At 67.8% G+C, this 18,346-nt stretch carries 20 protein-coding genes; 9 read left to right on the top strand and 11 right to left on the bottom strand.

Annotated elements, in window-relative coordinates; all coding sequences use genetic code 11:
* The 4 genes from ABU113_RS10945 to ABU113_RS10960 all read left to right on the top strand — a co-directional run.
* Positions 1 to 205, top strand: a 205-nt coding sequence (locus tag ABU113_RS10945; RefSeq protein ID WP_454559555.1) for a hypothetical protein, incomplete at its 5' end; no start/stop codon positions are given.
* Positions 206 to 295: 90 nt separating this feature from the next.
* Complete coding sequence (locus ABU113_RS10950) at positions 296 to 1,042, top strand: SDR family NAD(P)-dependent oxidoreductase (protein ID WP_454559556.1); 747 nt, start codon at positions 296 to 298, stop codon at positions 1,040 to 1,042.
* Positions 1,043 to 1,356: 314 nt separating this feature from the next.
* Entirely contained in the window at positions 1,357 to 2,379 is a 1,023-nt protein-coding gene (locus ABU113_RS10955; protein ID WP_454559557.1) for a hypothetical protein, read from the top strand.
* A gap of 110 nt (positions 2,380 to 2,489) precedes the next feature.
* A complete protein-coding gene (locus tag ABU113_RS10960; RefSeq protein ID WP_454559558.1) occupies positions 2,490 to 3,536 on the top strand; it encodes a 2Fe-2S iron-sulfur cluster-binding protein in 1,047 nt (348 codons plus the stop codon).
* A 42-nt stretch (positions 3,537 to 3,578) separates the two neighbouring features.
* Here the strand turns inward: ABU113_RS10960 and ABU113_RS10965 are convergent, their stop codons facing one another.
* Genes ABU113_RS10965 through ABU113_RS10975 form a run of 3 tightly spaced genes read right to left on the bottom strand, consistent with a single transcriptional unit; the run spans position 3,579 to position 8,208 of the window.
* The gene (locus ABU113_RS10965) at positions 3,579 to 4,844 is read right to left on the bottom strand and encodes a dihydrolipoamide acetyltransferase family protein (protein ID WP_454559559.1); all 1,266 of its coding nucleotides are present in this window, start codon (positions 4,842 to 4,844) and stop codon (positions 3,579 to 3,581) included.
* Positions 4,845 to 4,855: 11 nt separating this feature from the next.
* Positions 4,856 to 6,976, bottom strand: coding sequence for an alpha-ketoacid dehydrogenase subunit alpha/beta (locus ABU113_RS10970; protein WP_454559560.1), 2,121 nt, complete (start codon positions 6,974 to 6,976; stop codon positions 4,856 to 4,858).
* Positions 6,973 to 8,208, bottom strand: a complete 1,236-nt coding sequence (locus ABU113_RS10975; protein WP_454559561.1) for an amino acid aminotransferase — start codon at positions 8,206 to 8,208, stop codon at positions 6,973 to 6,975. Before ABU113_RS10975 ends, ABU113_RS10970 begins: the two co-directional genes overlap by 4 nt.
* 121 nt (positions 8,209 to 8,329) lie before the next feature.
* On the opposite strand from ABU113_RS10975, the gene ABU113_RS10980 reads away from it, so the two are divergent.
* Positions 8,330 to 8,800 (top strand): Lrp/AsnC family transcriptional regulator, encoded by a 471-nt coding sequence (locus ABU113_RS10980; protein WP_454559619.1) that lies wholly within the window; start codon positions 8,330 to 8,332, stop codon positions 8,798 to 8,800.
* A gap of 85 nt (positions 8,801 to 8,885) precedes the next feature.
* Here the strand turns inward: ABU113_RS10980 and ABU113_RS10985 are convergent, their stop codons facing one another.
* A complete protein-coding gene (locus ABU113_RS10985) occupies positions 8,886 to 9,224 on the bottom strand; it encodes a hypothetical protein (protein WP_454559562.1) in 339 nt (112 codons plus the stop codon).
* Positions 9,225 to 9,282: 58 nt separating this feature from the next.
* On the opposite strand from ABU113_RS10985, the gene ABU113_RS10990 reads away from it, so the two are divergent.
* The gene (locus tag ABU113_RS10990) at positions 9,283 to 9,714 is read left to right on the top strand and encodes an HU family DNA-binding protein (RefSeq protein ID WP_454559563.1); all 432 of its coding nucleotides are present in this window, start codon (positions 9,283 to 9,285) and stop codon (positions 9,712 to 9,714) included.
* 101 nt (positions 9,715 to 9,815) lie between these two features.
* Here ABU113_RS10990 and ABU113_RS10995 read toward each other — a convergent pair whose 3' ends face one another.
* Both ABU113_RS10995 and ABU113_RS11000 read right to left on the bottom strand, forming a co-directional pair.
* Positions 9,816 to 10,256: a VOC family protein gene (locus ABU113_RS10995; RefSeq protein WP_454559564.1), complete on the bottom strand. Its 441-nt coding sequence runs from the start codon at positions 10,254 to 10,256 to the stop codon at positions 9,816 to 9,818.
* Between the two features lie 194 nt (positions 10,257 to 10,450).
* On the bottom strand, positions 10,451 to 10,828 hold the full coding sequence (locus tag ABU113_RS11000; protein WP_454559565.1) for a nuclear transport factor 2 family protein: 378 nt from the start codon (positions 10,826 to 10,828) through the stop codon (positions 10,451 to 10,453).
* Between the two features lie 200 nt (positions 10,829 to 11,028).
* Between ABU113_RS11000 and ABU113_RS11005 the strand changes: the two genes are divergently transcribed.
* Entirely contained in the window at positions 11,029 to 11,349 is a 321-nt protein-coding gene (locus tag ABU113_RS11005) for a DMT family transporter (protein WP_454559566.1), read from the top strand.
* A gap of 10 nt (positions 11,350 to 11,359) precedes the next feature.
* Here the strand turns inward: ABU113_RS11005 and ABU113_RS11010 are convergent, their stop codons facing one another.
* Complete coding sequence (locus ABU113_RS11010) at positions 11,360 to 11,857, bottom strand: histidine kinase (RefSeq protein ID WP_454559567.1); 498 nt, start codon at positions 11,855 to 11,857, stop codon at positions 11,360 to 11,362.
* 57 nt (positions 11,858 to 11,914) lie between these two features.
* Complete coding sequence (locus ABU113_RS11015; protein WP_454559568.1) at positions 11,915 to 12,745, bottom strand: phytoene/squalene synthase family protein; 831 nt, start codon at positions 12,743 to 12,745, stop codon at positions 11,915 to 11,917.
* A 213-nt stretch (positions 12,746 to 12,958) separates the two neighbouring features.
* On the opposite strand from ABU113_RS11015, the gene ABU113_RS11020 reads away from it, so the two are divergent.
* Positions 12,959 to 13,486, top strand: a complete 528-nt coding sequence (locus tag ABU113_RS11020) for an outer membrane protein (protein WP_454559569.1) — start codon at positions 12,959 to 12,961, stop codon at positions 13,484 to 13,486.
* Between the two features lie 138 nt (positions 13,487 to 13,624).
* Here ABU113_RS11020 and mmsB read toward each other — a convergent pair whose 3' ends face one another.
* The 3 genes from mmsB to ABU113_RS11035 form a co-directional block, all read right to left on the bottom strand.
* Positions 13,625 to 14,515: a 3-hydroxyisobutyrate dehydrogenase gene (mmsB, locus tag ABU113_RS11025; protein ID WP_454559570.1), complete on the bottom strand. Its 891-nt coding sequence runs from the start codon at positions 14,513 to 14,515 to the stop codon at positions 13,625 to 13,627.
* Positions 14,516 to 14,520: 5 nt separating this feature from the next.
* Positions 14,521 to 15,693 carry an acyl-CoA dehydrogenase family protein gene (locus ABU113_RS11030; protein WP_454559571.1) on the bottom strand — a complete coding sequence of 391 codons (1,173 nt, stop codon included), beginning with the start codon at positions 15,691 to 15,693 and terminating at the stop codon, positions 14,521 to 14,523.
* An 86-nt stretch (positions 15,694 to 15,779) separates the two neighbouring features.
* A complete protein-coding gene (locus tag ABU113_RS11035; protein ID WP_454559572.1) occupies positions 15,780 to 17,279 on the bottom strand; it encodes a CoA-acylating methylmalonate-semialdehyde dehydrogenase in 1,500 nt (499 codons plus the stop codon).
* 119 nt (positions 17,280 to 17,398) lie between these two features.
* On the opposite strand from ABU113_RS11035, the gene ABU113_RS11040 reads away from it, so the two are divergent.
* Positions 17,399 to 18,313 (top strand): LysR family transcriptional regulator, encoded by a 915-nt coding sequence (locus tag ABU113_RS11040; protein ID WP_454559573.1) that lies wholly within the window; start codon positions 17,399 to 17,401, stop codon positions 18,311 to 18,313.
* The last annotated feature ends 33 nt before the right edge of the window (positions 18,314 to 18,346 follow it).

Consider the following 18,346-nt stretch of genomic DNA (forward strand, 5'->3'; position numbering starts at 1 on the left):
TGCAAACTCCACCATAACGATGAACCCGGTGGCCACCAGCGACGCCGCATTCCGGGGTGGGGCATGCCCCACCCCGGAATACACCATCGCCTACACCGGAAATTACACCACGAGCGCGGACGCTAACGACGACCACTCAGGGATGTCCGACTGGCGACAGGTTGCCACCGCGTGGCTATTCTCCCGCGACCATCTCACTCTCTGAGAGGCTGGCACCGTCGGGCTGCCCGCACGGCTTGCCGGCAGCGCCCGCGCCTTCAAGGATGGCCGCCCCAAACAGCAGGAGGGTCGCGTCATGGCGTTCACCAACAAGATCGCGCTGGTCACCGGCGCCGGCTCGGGCATCGGCCGCGCGGTCGCCATCGCCCTGGCACGCGAGAGCGCGACCGTGGTGCTGGCCGGCCGCACCCTCGACAAACTGGAAGCCGTGGCGGCGGAGATCGCCGCCGCCGGCGGCACGGCGGTCGCCCGCGCCGCCGACGTCGCCGTGCGCGCCGAGAACGAGGCGCTGGTCGACTGGACGGTGGCGCGCTTCGGGCGGCTCGACCTTACCTTTAACAATGCCGGCGGCCACGGCGATTTCACGCCGCTGCACGAGATCGCGGTCGACGAGGCCGAATGGGTGATCGACCTCAACTTCAAGGCGGTGTTCTACGGCGTGCGGGCCCAGACCGCCGCCATGCTGCGCACCGGCGGCGGCGCCATCGTCAACACCGCCTCGATCTTCGGCCTCAAGGGTGTGGCCGGCATCAGCCATTATGTCGCCGCCAAATTCGCCGTCGTCGGTCTCACCCGGTCGGCGGCGCTCGACTATGTGCGGTCCGGCATCCGCATCAACGCCATCTGCCCCGGCGCCACCGAAACACCGAACCTGCTGCGCGTCACCGGCGGGGACGCGCACGCGCTCGACCACCTGGTGCCGATGGGCCGCCTCGGCCAGCCCGCCGAAATGGCCGAGGCGGTGGTCTGGCTGCTCTCCGACAAGGCCGCTTACGTCACCGGCGCCGTGCTGTCGGTGGATGGCGGGATGGCCGCCGGCTGAGCCGGCAAGCAACGATCTCCGGCTGAGCCGGCAAGCAACGATCTCCGGCTGAGCCGGCAAGCAACGATCTCCGGCTGAGCCGGCAAGCAACGATCTCCGGCTGAGCCGGCAAGCAACGATCTCCGGCTGAGCCGGCTTAAGACGATTCCCGGCCGAACTTGGCCGGCCAGCCCCTCTCCCGCACGCGCGCTCCCCTGTTGCCTTGGCGCCAGGCGCTTCGATGCGCCCGCTCGTGCCTGCTGCAAAATTAATTGACCGACCGTTCGGACTATTATAATCCTTGGACGACTCGAAAACATGAGGAGGAGCACCCGATGCACAAGGAACGCCTGGCCGACACGATGGAATTTCCGCCCGCGACGCCGCAGCCCAACGTCTATCCGCTGTCCTGGCATTCGCAGACGGCGAAGATGGAGGAGATCTGGGACGCCTCGCAGCGCGAGTACTGGGATCCCAAGAAGTTGCCGTGGGCCAGCTTCAACGTCGACACCTACAGCTGGGAGGAACGCGAGGCGATCGCCTACTGGTGGACCTTGCTGTCGGTGTTCGATGCCTCCGCGCCGCCGGTGTTCGCCGAGGCGTTCATCAAGACCTACGAGATGCACGAGGAAGACGCGGTGCGCCGCTGCTTCTTCTCGGTGACCCGCGACGAGCAGAACCATGAGCAGATGTGCGGCATGGCGATCACCCGCCTGCTCGGCCACCCCGACCCGCTGACCTACACCCCCAAGACCGATCTCGGTCGCCGGCTGCAGAAGAACGCCAGGTGGCTTTACCACAACGGCGGCCGCTACTGGACCGGCTACAAGGCCGCGGTGCCGAAATACAGCCTGGCGGTGCTGTTCAGCTCCTTCCTGATGGGCGAGATCGCCGCCGCCACCATCTTCCACCAGATGGCCGCCGGCTGCACCGAGCCGGTGTTCAAGGAAGGCTTCCGCAACATCGGCCGCGACGAGGGCCGCCACATGGCGATCTGCCTGGCGCTGATGGAGCGCGACTATCCGAAGATGGACCTCAGCGAGAAGCCGATCATCACCAAGCAGGTGCGCGCCGGCTACCTCTTCCTTTCCGCCGTGCTGTTCGAACCGCCGGCGGACTTCTGGGACCTGCCGGCCGACTTCATCGACAACCAGCGCGCGGGCGAGACGGTGGCCCGCAACGCCGGCTTCCACATCCCCGACTACGAGACGAAGAAGAACAACTGGCGCTCGGCGATGCTGAACCTGAAGGGCGTGCTCGACAAATACGACATCCCCTTCCCGGCGATCCCCGAGGTGGGCATTTCCGGCCAGGAGATCACCGACGTCGACATGGAAGACATCATCCCGGTGTTCTGACCCCTGTCGCCGCACGCCGTGCCGGCGCCGCGCGCCCTCTCCCGCGCGACGCCGGCCGGTGTCGTCTGACCCCGTACCGTGGCCCACCGCCCGCCGAAGAAGGACCGACCATGACCGAGATCTGCCTCTCCCCCTCCGGCAAGGTGGTGGAAAGCCAGCCCGGCGACACCGTGCTCGCTGCACTGGAGCGCGCGGGCTACGCCCTGCCCAACAACTGCCGCGCCGGCGCCTGCGGCGAATGCAAGGTGCGGGTGATGTCCGGCGATTTCGACCAGGGCATGGTGCTCGACATGGCGCTGTCGCAGGAAGAACGCGCCCAGGGCTACGGCCTGATGTGCATGGCCAAGCCCACCAGCGACCGGCTGGTCATCGAATGGGGCACCGAGGACGCCAAGCCCAAGCTGTTCCCGCCCCAGACCCGCCAGCCGTTCATCGTCACCGACCGCATCCCGCGTTCCAGCCGCATCGTCGAGCTGCACCTGCGGCCGCTGGGCACGCCGATGCGCTACTGGCCGGGGCAATATGTCGTGCTCGGCGACGCGCCGGCCGGCGCGCCGCCGCGCTGCTATTCCATCGCCAACGCGCCGCGCCCCGATGGCGAGATCGTGCTGCAGGTGGCCCGCGTCGACGACGGCCTCACCAGCCGCTGGATTCACGACAGCCTGGCCATCGGCGCCTATGTTTCGGTGGATGGCCCCTATGGCACCTTCATCGGCGATCCGTCGGTGGAAACGCCGGTGCTGTGCCTGGCCGCCGGCACCGGGCTGGCGCCAATTCTCGCGCTCACCGAAGCCGCGTTGCGGCGCAACTATCGCCAGCCGGTGACGCTGCTGGTCTCCGCCCGCAGCCGCGCCGACCTCTATGGCGAAGGCCTGCTGGCCTACTGGCAGACGCGCCATCGCAATTTCAAATATCGCGCCGCGCTCACCCGCGAGACCGACCCGGCGCTGCTGAACGGCCGCCTGCCCGTCGTGCTGCCAGGCCTGTTCGAGGATCTGTCGTCCCACTCGGTGTTCATTGCCGGCAGCCCGGACTTTGTCGCCGACTGCACCAGGGCCGTAACGGCGCTGGGGGCGAAACCGGGCCAGATTCACACTGAAGGCTATTTCGGCCAGGCCCAGCCGGAAGCACCACCGCCGGAGCAGCTGGTCGCCTGATCGACGATCCGGCGCGACGGATGCCGCGAGACCGGCTGCGGCTCAGCGCGGCCAGGTCTCCAGCGTCTCGACAAAGCGGCCGAGCCAGGCATTGGTCTGGTGGCCGTCGACCACCCGGTGATCGATGGTCAGCGAGACATAGGCCATCGGCCGGATGACCATGGCATCGCTGCCATCGACGCCGCGCACCACCACCCGCTTCTCCAGCTTGCCGACGCCCAGAATGGCCGACTGCGGCTGCTGGATGATGATCGGCGTCGCCACCAGCGAGCCGGACACACCGTGGTTGGAAATCGAGAAGGTGCCGCCCTGCACGTCGCGCGGCACCAGCTTGCCGGCGCGGGCGCGCGCCGTCACGTCCTGCAGCCGGGCGGCGATGCCTTCCAGCGAAAGCGCCTGTGCCTGATGGATCACCGGCACCACCAGTCCCTTGTCGCCGAGCGCGGTGCCGACGCCGATGTTGATGTCGTCGAACAGTTCCAGATAATCGTCATGCCAGCGGCTGTTGAGCGCCGGCACCGCCTTCATGGCGGCGACGCAGGCGGCCACCAGGTAGGCCGTATAGGTCAGCGCCACACCCTGACGCTCGAACGCCGCCTTGTGCGCCGCCCGATGCGCCATGATGGCCGAGAAGTCGGCCTCGAACACCGCCGTGACATGCGGCGCCACCGTCACCGACCGCACCATGTTCTCCGCGATCAGCCGGCGCATCCGGTCATGCGGCACCTGACGGCCGCCCGGGGTGCCACGCGCCTCGACAGCGGGCAGCGGCACGGCCGGCATGGCTGATGGGACGGGGGTGGTTGATGCAACAGGGGTAGCGGGTGTGGTGGACAGGGCCGCCACCGCCGCGTCGACGTCGGCGCGGGTGATCCGCCCGCCCTTGCCGCTGCCTCGGATCGTCGCCGGATCGAGACCATGGTCCGTGAGCGCGCGCCGCACCGACGGCGACAGGCGCAGTTCGGGGTCGCGCAGGCCGGCCGTCGGCACGATGATCGGCGTCGCGGTTGCCGCACTGGCAGGCATTGCAGCCACAGCCGCAGCGGTCGCCGGCGCCGCCTCGTGCGCCACCTCGCCCAGTGGCCGCAGCCGGCCGAGAATGGCGCCCGGCACGGCTTCCGCCTCGCTGGTGAGCAGGATTTCCGCCAGCACGCCGGCGGCCGGCGCCGGCACTTCCTGCGTCACCTTGTCGGTCTCCAGCTCCACCAGCGGATCGTCCGCCGCCACGGTGTCGCCGACCGCCTTCAGCCAGCCGCGCACCACCGCCTTGGTGCCTTCCTGTTCCAGCGGCACGATGATGTCGATCATGGTCACGCTCCTCAGAACGCCAGCAGGTCGTCGACTTTGGCGCGGATGCGCGCCACCGACGGCACCGCCGCGTCCAGCAGCACCGGATGGTGCGGGTTGGGCACATCCGGCATGGTCAGCCGTGCCACCGGCGCATCGAGATCAAGGAACGCCTCGTCGGCGACCACCGCCGCGATCTCGGCGCCGAAGCCCGCCGTCTGCAAATCCTCGTGCACGATCAGGCAGCGGCGGGTCCGGCGCACCGACTCCAGCACCGCCGGCTTGTCCCACGGCATCAGCGTGCGCAGGTCGATGACGTCGACCGGCAGGCCCTCGGCCGCTTCCTCGCAACGATGCACCATGGCGCCCCAGGTGACGATGGTCAGCGCGTCGCCCGCGCAGGTGCGTCGCGCCTTGCCGAACGGCAGGGCGAAGTCGTCGCCGGGATAGGGCCGGCGCGCCCAGGCATGATCGAGCATCGCCCGGTGTTCGAAGAAGATCACCGGATCGTTGCCGCGCAACGCGGTGCGCAGCAGGCCGACCGCGTCCTCGGCGTTCGAGGGCACCGCCACCATCCAGCCCGGCTGGTGGACGAAGGCCACCTCGTTGGTCTGGCTGTGCCACGGGTCGCCGCACTTGAAATAGCCGCCGGGCACCCGCAGCACCATCGGCGCGGCGAAGCGGTTGTTGGTGCGCCAGCGCATGGTGCCGCAATCGTTGATCTGCTCGGTGGCCGGCTCGGCATATTTGCGGAACTGGATTTCCGGCACCGGCATCAGGCCGGCCAGCGCCATGCCGACGGCGCGCCCGACAATGCCTTCCTCCGACAGGCTGGTATCGAACACCCGGCCTGACCCGAATTTTTCCTGCAAGCCCAGCGTCACGGCATGCACGCCGCCCTTGGCCGCCACGTCCTCACCAAACACCACCACGCGCGGGTTGATCTCCAGTTCATGCTCCAGCGTGCGGCGGATCGCCGTCACCATGTTGATGCGCTGGCCGCTGCCCGCCGGCCGATCGGTGGTGGCGGGCGGCACATAACCGTGCGTCCACTGCCCGCCCATGGTCTGCAAGGCGTCGTGCTCGGCGAACACATGGGTCATCACCTGCGCCGGGTCCGGCAATGGCCGGGCTTCCGCCTGCGTCCGCGCCGTCTCGGCGTCGAACGCGGCCCGCGCGGCGATGTCGTCCCACTCTGTCTCGCTCAGCAGCGCCGGCACCAGATGGTCGCGCAGCTTGGGCAGCGGATCGCGCGCCCATTCAGCGGCCACGATGTCGGCCGACTTGTAGGCCTGGGTGTCCTGAAAGCTGTGACCCTGCAGGCGCGGCACGGTGAGCCGCAGCAAGGCCGGGCCACGGCGGGCGCGCACATGGCCGGTGGCGGCGGCGACCAGCCGGGCGGCTTCCGCCGGCTCGGTGCCGTCGCCGCTGAGAATCTCCAGCCCGGCGAAGCCGCTGAGGTTGGCGGCGATGTTGCCACCCGGGGTCTGGAACGTCGACGGCACGGAAATGCCGAAGCCGTTGTCCTCGATGTAGAACAGCATCGGCAGCTTCTGGGTGGTGGCGATGGTGAGCGCGGCCCAGAAGCCGTTGGAGGCCACCGAGCCATCCCCGCCCAGCACCACCGAGATGGCCTGGTCGTAGTCGCTGTCGCCCAGTTCGCGGCGGTAATAGTCGATCGCCTGCGCCCAGCCGGCGGTCGGCGTGTACTGCGCGCCAACGCCGCCGCACATCGGCAAGGCCGAGGCGCCGCGCGGGTTGGGATAGTTGAACACCACGCCGATGTCGCGGCCGCCGGAATAGCCGCCGGCGCGGCCCATCGCCGAGCCCAGCGCGTCGGCGACGTCGACACCCAGCGCCAGCAGCAGCGGGCGGGAACGATAATAGCCGCAGGCGGCGTCGTGCCGGTCGGTCAGCGACAGGCCGAGCAGCACCTGGGCCAGGTCGTGACCACGGGCGGAGAACTGGTAGAGCACCTTCTTCTCCGGTACCAGCCGCTGTTCCTCCATCTGGTCGAGCGCGCGGGAGAGCTGCACCAGATACGCGACGTGGCGCCAATCCACCGCCGCGTCGGGGGCATTGCGCAGCACCGGCATCGCGATCTCTCCCTGACCGGACAGCCGCTTCATCGCCTGCTCCTGCTCCCGCCTCATGCCACCGCCTCGCGTACCGCCGTCAGTGCATCGACGAGCGCCGGCACCTGGGCTTCCGTCAGACCGGCGATGTTGATCCGCCCCGATCCCGCCATGTAGATGCCGCGCGCCTCGCGCAGCCACGCCACCTGGGCCGGCGACAGCGCCAGCGTCGAGAACAGCCCCTGCTGGACGGAGAGCGCCGCCAGCGACGGCTCGGCCGCGGCCAGCGCCTGGCGCAGCGCACGGATGCGCGCGCCCATGCCGTCCAGCTCCGCCCGCCACAGCGCCGTCAGCGCCGGCGTTTCCAGCACGATGCGCGCGACCGCCGCGCCATGATCGGGCGGCATCGACCAGTTGACCCGCGCCAGCGCGAACAGATTGGAGCGCACCGCCGCCGTGGTTCGGGCATGGCCAGTCAGCGCGTAGAGGGCGCCGGTGCGTTCCCGGTAAAGCGCGAAATTCTTGTCGCAGGAATAGGCGACCAGCGCCTCCTCTACGGCGCCGAGCAGATGGCGCGGCCCGGCGGCGTCTGCCTCCAGCCCCGCGCCGAGGCCCTGATAGGCGATGTCGATCAACGGCAGCAGGTGGCGTTCCTGCACCAGCCGGGTGATCTCCCGCCACTGGTCAAGGCTGAAATCGGCGCCGGTCGGGTTGTGGCAGCAGCCATGCAGCAGCACGACGTCGCCGGGCGCGGCCGCCGCCAGTGCCGTCGCCACCTCATCAAAGCACAGGCGCTGCGACGCGACATCGAAGTGGCGGTGTGGCACGACATGCAGGCCGCAGGTGGTGAAAATCGCCGCGTGATTGGGCCAGGTCGGCGTACCGACATGAATGCGCGCGCCAGGGCGCGCCCTGGCGATAGCCTCCGCCGCCAGTCGCAGCGCACCGGTGCCGCCGGGCGTCTGCAAACCGGTGAGGCGGTCGCCAAGCGACAGGTCGCCCAGCAGCACCGGCATCAGTGCCTCGACGAACCCGATGTCGCCTTCCGGGCCAAGATAGCCCTTGCTGGTCTGCGCGTCGGCGAGGTGGCGTTCCGCCTGCTTGACCGCCGCCATCACCGGCGTGGCGCCAGCCGCATCACGATAGACGCCGACGCCAAGATCGATCTTGGTGGCGCGCGGATCGGCGCGAAAGGCCGCGATCAGCGCCAGCAGCGGATCGGCCGGTTGCGCCGCGAGACCGGCCAGCAGGCCCGCCGCGCGCGGCACCCCGCCCGCGCATTCCGACACCCCACGCGAATAATCCGCCATACTCGTCTCCCCCGCGACACGCTGTGGCGGTCATTTTATGGCGGCGCGATGATGATTGCCTTTCAGTGTGAGTGCGATTTGGCGGTTTTCTGAACCAGATGTTTCATGTAATGGTATTCAAATGAATGAACATCACAACCTTGATGCCATAGACCGGCAGATCCTGCGCGTACTTCAGCGCCACGGCGATATAAGTCATGCAGCACTGGCCGAGCAGGTCGGCGCGTCCGCCGCTTCCTGCTGGCGGCGCATCCGCGCGCTGGAGAATGCCGGCGTGCTGGGGCCGACCGTCCGATTGCTTAATCCACAAGCCGTCGGTCGCGACCTCGACGTCATCTGCCAGGTGCGGATGCGCGCCCACGACATGCAGGCGCGCGCGAACTTCGAACGCTTCATCGACAGCCACCGCGAGATCATGGAATGCTACTCGATGTCGGGCGAGTGGGATTACCTGCTGCGCATCGTCGTCAGCGACGTGCGCGACTATGAACGCTTCCTGATGCGTGAACTCCTGAGCCATCCGGCGGTCGCCACCTGCGCTTCCCATTTCGCGCTCAGCCGCGTCAAATTCACCACCGAATTACCGGTATGATCCGGGCCGCATCGCGCTGAGCGATCGTTGTCACGACAAATCATCATGGGGCGTTTTATTGTGGAAACCGGCGCATCAACCATGGTCATTCCGACGAAGAAATCGAAGAAAAGCGATTAAAACGGCAAAATACCGCCTGAAACAGTCGTTTTCGACCTGTGGCGGCCTTGCAATTTCCAGAATCTTCGGCAAGCGTGCGTTCACCGTTTGACGGAACACAAGGACGATCCATGGCAAAAGCTCCTGCTGCATCGAAGAAAGCCGCCGCGCCGGCCAAGGCTGCGCCAGCCAAGGCCGCCAAGGCACCCGCCGCACCCAAGGTCGCGAAGGCGGCGCCGAAGGCTGTGAAGGCGGCACCGAAGGCGGCCGCGCCAAAAGCCGTAAAGGCGGCGCCCAAAGCCGCCAAAGCGCCTGCGGCGCCCAAGGCCGCCAAAGCGCCTGCGGCACCCAAGGCCGCCAAAACGCCTGCGGCACCCAAGCCCGTGAAAGCAGCGCCGAAGGCCGCCGCGCCGAAAGCGGCACCGAAGGCCGCCCCCAAGGCCGCGGCCCCGAAAGCCACGCCCAAGGCCGCGAAAGCCGTGGCTGTGGCCGCGCCCGCCAAGCCGAAGGCTCTCAAGGTCTCCACGCCCGCCGGCAAGCAGGTCTCCGCGACCAGCCTGCTGCAACTGGTCGCCGAGCAGGCCTCGCTCGACCGCAAGCTGGTCAAGCAGCTGCTGGAAACCTACTACGACGTCGTGAAGGCCCATGTGCTGAAGGGCGTGAAGGTGAAGCTGGGCGACGTCGGCACGCTCCTGGTGCGCGCCCGCAAGGCCCGCACCGGCCGCAACCCGGCCACTGGCGAGCCGATCAAGATCAAGGCGTCGAAGAAGCTGGCCTTCCGGCCGACACCGACCCTCAAGGACGCCGTGAAGTAACGCACGGCCCGGTTCGCGTCATCACGACGCGACATGGCTTCTGAAAGATGCGCCCCACCTCATGGTCGGGCGCATCTTTTTTTGCCCCCCCCGACCCGCGATCACGATGCCGGCGGCGCCGACATCTTGCCGGTGTGGGTGGCGAAGCTCCAGCGATAGCCATTGAGACACGTGAACTGCGCGCTGCGATCACCATAGAACTGATCGGTCGGCTCCTGCGTGCAGACGGCGCCCGCCGCCTTCGCCCGCGCGGTCAGTGCGTCGACATCCTCGTGATAGAGATAGAACGATACCGGCATCGCCACCCCCGACGTCACCGGCGCCACGCAGCCACCCGCCGCCCCCTCCGGCGCGAACATCACCGGCACCTCGCCCTGATATTTCAGCTCGCAATGCATGAACGACCCGTCGTCATGCCTGAGCACAAGGCCCTCCTCGAAGCCGAAGGCACGGGTGTAGAAATCAAGGCTGGCCTGGGCGTCCTTCACCGTCAGGTAAATCGACATCCACGGCATGTCGGGCGCGCGGCCGCTGGCAGTCATCGTTCTTCTCCCCTCGATCAGAATCAACAAATAGAACAAATCAGGAACATTGTCAAGTCAAAGGGATGACTGATGTGCCCGATGGTACCGGCAAGGGGCATCCGATCAACCGGACCCGCGCACTGCTGCCATGGCGCCGGCCGGCAGCGCATCGGAAGTCGCGCGATCCGGACCGCCGCGCCGCCGTTCAGCGGTTACGGCGCAAGGACGGGAACGCCTTGCTTGAACCAGGCGCGCTTGATCTTGCCGCCGTCGAGTTCGTAGATGCCGATGACGTCGATGGTGCCACGCCCTTCCGGGAAATTGCGCGTAACAACCTCCCGATCGACGACCAGCCCTCCGACCGCAACCCGGCTGACGAGGCGAGCGAACAAGTCCGGCTCCTTGAAACGCTCGACGTGACGGCGACGAATTTCCGTCGCGCCCTTGGCGATCAGGTCAGACGGCCAGGAATAAACTTCGGCATCAGGTGCCCAGAAGGACATGAAGGCGTCGATATCACGCCGGTTATAGGCATCAAGCTGGCCGCCAACGACTCCGGCTTCCTCAAGAGACTGGACGTCGATTTCCAACGCGCTACTCCCTCTGAGCGCCACCGCCAATCGCGGGTATCTGCTTATGCAAGGTGAGGAAAATTTCCGCAACGGCCGTGGTTTTTCCGATCCATCGCGCCGCCGCGACGGCTGACCATGGACGCTTGCCGCATTGTCGCGTCATCCGGGCAATGCTAGAGCCCGCCTGGTCCCCTTCCCGTCCCACGGAGTTGCTGCATATGGCCTGGACGCTGCTGGTGATCGCCGGCCTGTTTGAAGTCGTGTGGGCCTATGCCATGAAGCTGTCGATGGGCTTCAGCCATCGCGGCTATGCGGTGCTGACCATCGTCGCCATGCTGGTCAGTTTCGGCCTGCTGTCGCTGGCGATGCGCCAGCTGCCGCTCGGCACCGCCTACACGGTGTGGACCGGTATTGGCGCGGTGGGCGCCTTCCTGGCCGGGGTGATGATCCTGGGCGAGGCCGTCACGCCGCTGCGCCTGGTCGCCGCCGCGATGATCGTCGGCGGCATCCTGCTGATGAAGCTCGCCTCGCCGAGCTGAGGCCCGGCCTTCACTCCTCGCGTGCCGTCTCGACCGCGGGCGGGCAGTCCGTCCGCCGCGTCGCGCTGCCGGCACGCTTGACCGCCGTGGTGGCGAACTCGGCGGCCGACAGCCGGTTGTCGCCGTTGACATCGGCACCGGTGAATTTCGTTGCCGTGGCGATGGCATATTCCTCGAACGACAACCGGCCGTCACCGTCCTGATCAAGCTTGCCGAACGCCTTGCGCCGGCTGGCGAGAAATTCCGCGCGGTCCACCTGGCCGTCGCGGTCCTTGTCGTAACGCCGCAGTCGCCGGGCCTCGCGCTCCGCATCGCTGAGCGGCGCCCGTTCGTTGGCGCGCGGGGCCTCGGGATGAAAGCTCGCCGGCACCACCCGTGCCGCCACGTCCCGTTGCGCGTCTGTCGGCCGCGCCGGCGCGTCCGCCGCATCATCGGGCACCAGCCACCAGGCCGCCGCCGCCACGCCCACCACCAGCACGCCTGCCGCCGGCAACATCCATCCCCGCATCGCCCGCCCCCACGGATGACAACCTCAAGGAGAAGATAGGCGAGGGACGGACACTTGTCAGCAGCGTCCGGTCAGGGCGCTCCACAACAGTTTGCCCTGGCGCGTCAGCACGCCGCGCTCCAGCCGGGCGGCCGACATGTCGAAGCCGGCGGCCGCGATACGGCCGAGATAATCCCGCGCCAGCGGCGCCAGCAGCGCGGCCGCGCGGGCCGTGCCGGGCAGGCCACGCACCACCGGCCCCGCCACGTCGAGATCGGCCATCGCGCGCGCATGAACCTGCCGCACCACGCCTTCAACACCAGCGCCGATCTCGCCCTTGAACAGGCTATCCGCCTCGATACCGGCGGCCGCGAGCAGATCGGCCGGCAACATCACCCGCTGCAGGGCGGCATGGAAGCCGATGGCGCGCACGATGCCGGTCAGCGCCCAGGCACGCCCGATGGCGCGCACGGCCGCCGATTGCGCCGACGACGGCGCCCCTGTCGGCCCGGCCAGCGCGTGCAAAACCGCCTGCGCCAGCGCGCCGCCGCTGTTGTCGGCATAGGCGACCAGATCATCGAGCGTCGCCGGCTGCTCGCCGTAGATGTCGCTCAGGCGCGCGTCGATGCAGGCGATCAGCAGATCGGCGGGCACCTGGCGCGGCACGACGAAACGCGCCAGCGCCTCGACCACCGGATGAGCACGCGGGGCGCCGGCGTAAGCGCCCTCCACCGCCTCGCGCCACCACGCCAGCCGGATCTCGCCGATCATCGGTTCCGATACATGTTCGCGGATACGCGCAAGCTCGACATTGAAGGCAAACAGGGCGAACAGCGCCGGGCGCGCATCCGCCGGCGCGTACAACGCCGTCAGATAACGATCGTGGTCCTGCTCACGGACCAGCGTCATGCAGTGTGTCGCAACATCCAACATCTCGTCGCACGTAACGCTCCTGTGATCGATGGACAACCACCGCTCGGCGATTGTGGCAAGAATTGCGGCAAATCAGGCCTTATCCAGCCACAATCGGCGCCGATCTCTGTCACGTGGGCACATAATGACGCCCATAGAAACGAGACCGCCCCGGGCACCGCCCGCGGCGGCAAGACAAGGAGAGACACCATGAAAACCGTAGCGATCCTGACCGCGACCGCGCTCGCCGGATTGCCGGCGCTGGCTCATGCCGAAATGTTCAACGGCGCCTATGGCGGCGTCGAACTCGGCTGGGAGGACACCCGCGGCGTGCTGGACCAGGGCATCAACTACGGCATCGTCGGCGGCTACAACGCCAAGCTCGGCACCAGCATCGTGGTCGGCGCCGAAGGCAAGCTCGGCTTTTCCACCGCTGACGAGACCTTCGCCGTGGGCGAGGGCACCAGCAAGCTGAGCGCTGGCCGCAGCCTTGGCGTCGCCGCCCGTGCCGGCTATCTCGCCGCGCCCAACGCGCTGTTCTACACCAAGGTCGGCTATGAGAACGTCCGCACCAAGCTCGACGGCGACGGTTTCAACACCGATGCCGTGGTGCTCGGTGGTGGCGTCGAGTACGGTCTGACGCAGAACATCGGCGTCAAGGTCGGCTACGACTACACCGACGGCGAGAACGGCTATCGCCGCCACCAGGTGAAAACCGGCCTGAACTTCCACTTCTAGGATTCAGGCCAGCACACCACCGGACGCGCGGCAATCCTGCCCCCGTAAGCTGCCCGCGCCACCGGTGGTGACAAAACGAGAGCCTGACCGGCACCCCGACCGGTCAGGCTCTTTTTTGTCGCGCGCGGCAACCGCAGCTCAGCCGCGCCACTCGCCGGAGAGCATCTTGATGATGGCGGAGAAATCCTTGCCCGCCCCGCCGAGATTGTTGAACACGGCGTAAAGCGACTCGGCTTCCGCGCCCAACGGCGTCGGCGCGCCGACATTCTGGGCAGCCCCCATGGCCAGCCGCAGATCCTTCAGCATCAGCGCCGCCGCGAAACCGCCCTCATAGTCGCGGTTCGACGGTGCCGCCGGTACCGGCCCCGGCACCGGGCAATAGCTGGTCATCGACCAGCTCTGCCCCGAGGCCTTCGACGAAATGTCGAAGAAGCGCTGCGGGTCGAGGCCCAGCTTGATCGCCAGATTGAACGCCTCGCAGGTACCGATCATGGTGATGCCCAGCAGCATGTTGTTGCAGATCTTCGCCGCCTGCCCCGCACCGGCGTCACCGGCATGGATCACCGCCTTGCCCATCTTCTCCAGATAGGGCTGGGCGGCCGCGAACGCCGCCGCCGTGCCGCCGACCATGAAGGTCAGGGTGCCGCCGGAGGCCGCCGCGACACCGCCGGAAACCGGCGCGTCGACCATCACGAAGCCCTGGGCGGTCGCTGCCTCGACCACCGATTTGGCGGTGGCGACATCAATGGTCGAGCAGTCCATGAACAGGGCGCCGGCCCGCGCGTTGGGGAACACCTCGGCCTCGTAGACCGCCTTCACATGCTTGCCCGCCGGCAGCATGGACACCACCACATCGGCGTCCCTCACGGCTTCCGCCGTGGTCGCGGCCGCCGTGCAGCCGGCCTCGACCGCCTTGTCCAGATTGGCGGCGACGAGATCGAACGCGCGAACCGTGTGGCCGGCCTTGGCGAGGTTGGCGGCCATGCCGCCGCCCATGTTGCCGACGCCGATGAATGCAATGGTCGCCATGATCCTTACCCCTTCAGCATTTCGCGCGAGATGACGACGCGCATGATTTCGTTGGTGCCTTCGAGAATCTGGTTCACCCGCAGGTCGCGCACGATGCGCTCGATCTCGTAGTCCTTCAGGTAACCGTAGCCGCCGTGGATCTGCAGCGCCTCGTTGGCGACGCGGAAGCCGGTGTCGGTGGCCAGCCGCTTGGCCATCGCCGAGAAGCGGGTCTTGCGGGCATCGCCGGCATCCAGCGCGGCCGCCGCCCGGTAGAGCAGCAGGCGAGCGGCTTCCAGTTCAGTCTCCATGTCGGCCAGCTTGAACTGGGTGGCCTGGAAGTCGGCGATCGCCTTGCCGAACTGCTGGCGGGTCTTGGCGTAGGCGATGGCGCGCTCCAGCGCTTCCTGCGCGCCACCCAGCGAACAGGCGCCGATGTTGAGGCGGCCGCCGTCGAGACCGGACATGGCGATCTTGAAGCCCATGCCTTCCTCGCCCAGCCGGTTGGCCACCGGCACGCGGCAGTTGTCGAAGTTGACGATGGCGGTCGGCTGGGCCGTCCAGCCCATCTTCTTCTCGTTGGCGCCGAACGACAGGCCCGGCGTGCCCTTCTCGACCACCAGCGTCGAGATGCCCTTGGCGCCGGATTCGCCGGTGCGCACCATCACCACATAGATGTCGGAGTAGCCGGCGCCCGAGATGAACGCCTTGGCGCCGTTGAGCACATAATGGTCGCCGTCGCGTTCGGCGCGGGTGCGCAGGCTGGCGGCGTCCGAACCCGAGGACGGTTCGGTCAGGCAGTAGCTGGCGATCAGGTCCATGGTGGTCAGGCGCGGCAGCCAGCGGCGACGCTGCTCGTCGGAGCCGTTGGTGTCGATCATCCACGCCGCCATGTTGTGGATGGTGAGGAAGCTGGTGTGGCTGATGTCGCCGGCGGCCAGCGCCTCGAAGATCAGCGCCGCGTCCAGCCGGCTGAGCGCCGAGCCGCCGACGTCGTCGCGGATATAGACGCCGCCGAAGCCGAGGCTCGCCGCCTCCTTCAGCACGTCGCGGTCCAGCGTCTTTTCCTCTTCCCAGCGCATGGCGTTGGGACGCAGCCGGTCGGCGGCGAACTTGCGCGCCATGTCCTGGATCAGCAACTGGTCTTCGGTGAGGTTGAAATCCATGGTGTGCTTTCCGCTTCTTTCCAGAATCGTCATGCCCGGACATAATCCGGGCAGCCCTGTCAGCGCCAGTGGCGACGGATCGGCCGGGCCTGACGCCCGGCCGTCCCTGTCAGGAGCGATCAGCGCATCGTCGGGATGACGAATGCCTGATCCTCGACCGCGCCACCGCTCGGCCAGCGCTGGGTGACGGTCTTCACCTTGGTGAAGAAGCGCACGCCTTCCATGCCATGCTGGTTCATGTCACCGAACGCCGAGCGCTTCCAGCCGCCGAAGGTGTGGTAGGCCAGCGGCACCGGGATCGGCACGTTGATGCCGACCATGCCGACATTGACCCGCGCGGCGAAGTCGCGCGCGGTGTTGCCGTTGCGGGTGAAGATCGCCACGCCATTGCCGTACTGGTGCTGGCTCGGCAGGGCCAGCGCTTCCTCGAAGGTCTCGGCGCGGACGATCTGCAGCACCGGGCCGAAGATTTCCTCCTGATAGCTGCGCATGGTCGGCTTGACGTTGTCGAACAGCGACGGGCCGATGAAGAAGCCTTTCTCGAAGCCCTGCAGCACGAAGTCGCGGCCATCGATCAGCAGGTCGGCGCCTTCGTCGACGCCCATCTGGATATAGCCCTTGACCTTCTCGCGGTGGGCGGCGGTGACCACCGGGCCGTACTGGGCATCGGCATCGGTGGAGATGCCGACCTTCATCTTCTCGATTTCCGGCCGCAGACGCTCCAGCAGCGCCTCCGCCGTGCCCTTGCCCACCGGCACCGCGACAGGCAGCGCCATGCAGCGCTCGCCGGCGGAACCGTAGGCCGAGCCCACCAGGTCCTTGACCACCTGGTCGAGGTCGGCGTCGGGCATGACGATGCCGTGGTTCTTGGCGCCACCCATGGCCTGGACGCGCTTGCCGTTGGCGGCACCCGTCAGATAGACATACTGGGCGATGTCGGAGGAACCGACGAAGCTCACCGCCTTGACGTCAGGGTGATGCAGGATGGCGTCCACCGCCACCTTGTCGCCGTGGATGACGTTGAGCACGCCTTCCGGCGCACCGGCCTCCAGCATCAGCTCCGCCAGACGCACCGGCACGCTGGGGTCGCGCTCGGAAGGCTTCAGCACGAAGGTGTTGCCGCAGGCGATGGCGACGCCGAACATCCACATCGGAATCATGCCCGGGAAGTTGAACGGGGTGATGCCGGCGCAGACGCCCAGCGGCTGGCGCATCGAGAACACGTCGATGCCCGGGCCGGCGCCCTCGGTGTACTCGCCCTTCTGCAGGTGCGGGATGCCGCAGGCGAACTCGATCACTTCCAGACCGCGCTGGATATCGCCCTTGGAGTCGGCGATCACCTTGCCGTGCTCGCGCGACAGCAGCTCGGCCAGCTCGTCCATGTGCTTCTCGATCAACCCCTTGAAGTTGAACAGCACGCGGGCGCGCCGCTGCGGGTTGGTGGCGGACCAGCCGGGGAAGGCCTTGAGGGCGGCCTGCACCGCCTGGTCGACTTCCGCCGCGGTGGCGAGCTGCACCCTGGCCTGAACCTCGCCGGTGTTGGGGTTGAACACGTCGCCGAACCGGCCGGACGTGCCGACCACCGACTTGGCCGCGATATAATGGTCGATCTGCCGCATGGATCCATTCCCTCGTTTTACAAAGCGTGCGCTGCCTATATGCTGTGCACCAATACCTGTACCAGACTCGTTTTGCGCCGATCTACTGTGCAAAGTTACAATGACGGGAGGCGTCCGCCGTGTTCGACTGGAACGACCTGCGCTTCTTCCTCGCCGTGGCCCGCCATGGCCGGCTGATCGACGCCGGCCGCAAGCTGGGGGTCGACCATACCACGGTTGCCCGCCGGATTGGCGCTCTTGAGCAGGCCATCGGCTGCCGGCTGTTCCATCGCTCGCCGCGCGGCCTGACCCTCACCGAGGCCGGCCACCGGCTGGTGGCGCACGCCGACCGCATGGAAAGCGAGGCCACCACCATCGTAGAGGAGATGGCCGGCCAGGACGTGCAGGTGACCGGCACCGTGCGGCTGGCGACGCCGGAGGCGTTCGGCGCCTATCTGGTCGCCCCCAACATCCCGCTGTTCAACCAGCTCTACCCGCAGCTCAACCTCGAACTGGTGGCGGAGAACCGGGCGATCAGCCTGTCGAAGCGGGAGGCCGACATCGCCATCATGCTGGGCCGGCCACCATCGGGCCGGCTGTTCGCCCGCAAGCTGACCAACTACGCGCTGGGCCTCTATGGCAGCGCCGACTATCTCGCCGGCCGACCGCCGATCAGCAACGCCGACGACCTGCGCGGCCATGGCTTCATCAGCTACATCGAGGATCTGGTGGCGATCCCGCAGCTGAAGTCGCTGACCGACGTGGTGCCCGGCGCGCAGGTGCTGTTCCGCTCCAACTCCATCGTCGCGCAGCAGAACGCCGTCGCCGCCGGCCTCGGGCTCGGGCTGCTGCACCACTTCTCCGCCGGTCACGATCCCCGGCTGGTGCCGCTGCTGACCGCCGACATCCGCATCGAGCGGGCTTACTGGGTGGTGGTGCACGCCGACCTGCGCACGCTGCCGCGCATCCGCGCCGTGGTCGACTTCCTGCAGGCCATCGTCGACCGGCAGCGCGCCCAGCTCGACGGCCCGTCGGGCATGGTCGAAGCGGCCTGAGCGGTCAGGCCCGGCACCGCACCCCGCGATGCC

Origin of the sequence: Parapedomonas caeni, from assembly GCF_041060555.1 — a bacterium.
In the GTDB taxonomy this organism is placed as follows: Bacteria; Pseudomonadota; Alphaproteobacteria; order Sphingomonadales; family Sphingomonadaceae; genus CAUJIW01.